The organism is Wolbachia endosymbiont of Cylisticus convexus (genome assembly GCF_003344345.1).
Genome location: NZ_QPIP01000121.1, coordinates 1 through 2,114 on the forward strand (window position 1 = coordinate 1; position 2,114 = coordinate 2,114).

General features: G+C 33.9%; 4 protein-coding genes. 3 read left to right on the plus strand and 1 reads right to left on the minus strand.

Annotated features, from left to right (window positions below):
* Positions 1-238: 238 nt before the first annotated feature.
* The gene (locus Wcon_RS12215) at positions 239-685 is read right to left on the minus strand and encodes an MFS transporter (RefSeq protein WP_237350128.1); all 447 of its coding nucleotides are present in this window, start codon (positions 683-685) and stop codon (positions 239-241) included.
* Between the two features lie 603 nt (positions 686-1,288).
* Between Wcon_RS12215 and Wcon_RS08815 the strand changes: the two genes are divergently transcribed.
* From Wcon_RS08815 to Wcon_RS13115, 3 genes are all read left to right on the plus strand, one after another.
* Complete coding sequence (locus Wcon_RS08815; RefSeq protein WP_114517889.1) at positions 1,289-1,654, plus strand: ankyrin repeat domain-containing protein; 366 nt, start codon at positions 1,289-1,291, stop codon at positions 1,652-1,654.
* On the plus strand, positions 1,655-1,987 hold the full coding sequence (locus tag Wcon_RS08820) for an ankyrin repeat domain-containing protein (RefSeq protein WP_114517890.1): 333 nt from the start codon (positions 1,655-1,657) through the stop codon (positions 1,985-1,987).
* A 37-nt stretch (positions 1,988-2,024) separates the two neighbouring features.
* Positions 2,025-2,114, plus strand: a 90-nt coding sequence (locus Wcon_RS13115; RefSeq protein WP_410543470.1) for an ankyrin repeat domain-containing protein, incomplete at its 3' end; no start/stop codon positions are given.

Consider the following 2,114-nt stretch of genomic DNA (forward strand, 5'->3'; position numbering starts at 1 on the left):
GAGCTATACATAAGGAAATAATAAAACCCCAAAACCTATTAATATCCATTTTGAAATACTATATGCAATGTGTCTATCTATAGCGTACATCTCATGTAAGAATGTTGCAGACCATGCATCTGTAAAGCCTTCTAATGGCCCAATCATAAAACCGCCGAATAAGCTTATCAATAAAATATCTTTATTGAATATAACCTTGCTTAAATTTCCAATATTTATTTTGTCTGAGGTACCAACTCTAGGTATAGACACAAAGGTAGTTAAAGCAAGCAATAATCCGGTTATTATAAATACAGTAAGTCCACCCGAATTCATCAAATAAGATATGTAATGGTTTAGTGGCAAATATACCACCTAAAATGCCAATAATAGCTGATATGCTAAACATCACAGCGAATTTTTCTCTATGGTAATAGATACTTATTATTTTAAAAAGTCCAAGTACTGAAGCAGAGGATCCAATGCCAGTGATTATTCTTCCAACAATAGAATAACCCCAATTGCTAGAACTAACCAAAGGTAAAGCACCCAAGGATGTTAGTGCAATACAAATCGGTACAACAACTTTAGAACCAAATCTATCTAAGAGAATACCTACAGGAATATGTGCTAATACATAGCCTGCATAGTATAACCCACCAAATTGCCCTATTTCTATTGCTCCTATATTAAACTTTATTGTCAATTCAGAAACTACGACATTTGGAATCATGCGTAATATATATTGGTATGCATAAAACAATGATGCTAATAACCATATTAAAAAGTTTCTTTATAGCATCACCTTTGTCTGAAACCTGGGATTATAAGTGCTTTAGTTACGGAAAGCAATATTCTTATGAATATCTATTTTAATTTATTGAAATTTATAACAGAGTTAAATTTATAGCTACTATGCATCAACTAAATCTGATGTACATCTCCAGAAAATAGGATACCGATTCTAAGAACCTATTTAAAATTTTAAAAGATGAGCTTGGTTGCTGGAGATGGTTATATTATCTAAGTTTTTAGTAATATTTTATATAAAATTAATGAAAAATCTTCATCGAAAATTATTTCAAAAAAAATTCTAAATATGACTTAACAAATGTTAAAAGTAGTATTTACCTTCATTAAGTTGGGTTCTTGTGTGAAAGCAAAAGATGCTTAATTTGTAATGCACTGATGGATATGGCTGAGCTTCTTATAGGGTGATTGATACGAGTGGTGGAGCATAGTTAAGGTTTGCATGCAGCGCATATGAAATCAGTGGTATATTCATTGTTTATGTATAAGGGAGGGTGAAATGGGTGTAAATCAAATTTCTAATGCATACAGAATTAGTAACAGGGTTGTAAGTTGCGACGAAGTAGCTTTTAGTGTTGTGTGCTATGCTGCTGAGAGTGGTAACTTGGATCTAGTTAAGTACTTAGGAGATAAAGGGATAGACTTTAGTGCTGCAGATACAGGTAGTAATACATTTATGCTCTGTGCTGTTAAGGGTGGTAATTTGGATCTAGTTAAATACTTCGTAGGTAAAAGGGTAGGCTTTAGTAGTAAGGATGTAAATAGTGGGGCACTTATATACTATGCTACTAAGAATGGTAATTTGGAGTTGGTTAAGTACCTAGTAGAGGAAGTTGGAGTTAGTGTCAAAGGTGCTTTCTATTAGATGTCTCTGCAACATGCTGTTGTCAATGATAATTGGGACTTGGCTAAATACCTAGCAAGTGGAAAGAGAACTAGTGTTAAAGGTGCTTTCTATCAAATGTCTCTGTACCATGCTGCTAGGAGTGGTAACTTGGGTTCAGTTTTGTATCTCGTAGAGGAAAAGGGAGTAGATATTAATGCTAGAGATGTGGGTGGTGAAACGCTTTTGCACTATGCTGCTAAAAGTGGTAATTTGGATCTGGCTGAATATTTTGTAGAGAAAGGGCTAGCTTTTAATGCTAAAGATAAGAGTGGTAAACACTTCTATACTATGCTGCTGAGAGTGGTAATCTAGATCTAGTTAAAGTACTTAGGAGATAAAGGGCTAGCCTTTGATAGCTGTAGATAAGAGTGGTAAAACACTTCTACACTATGCTGCTGAAAGTGGTAACTTGTATCTAGTTAAGTACTTAGGAGATAAA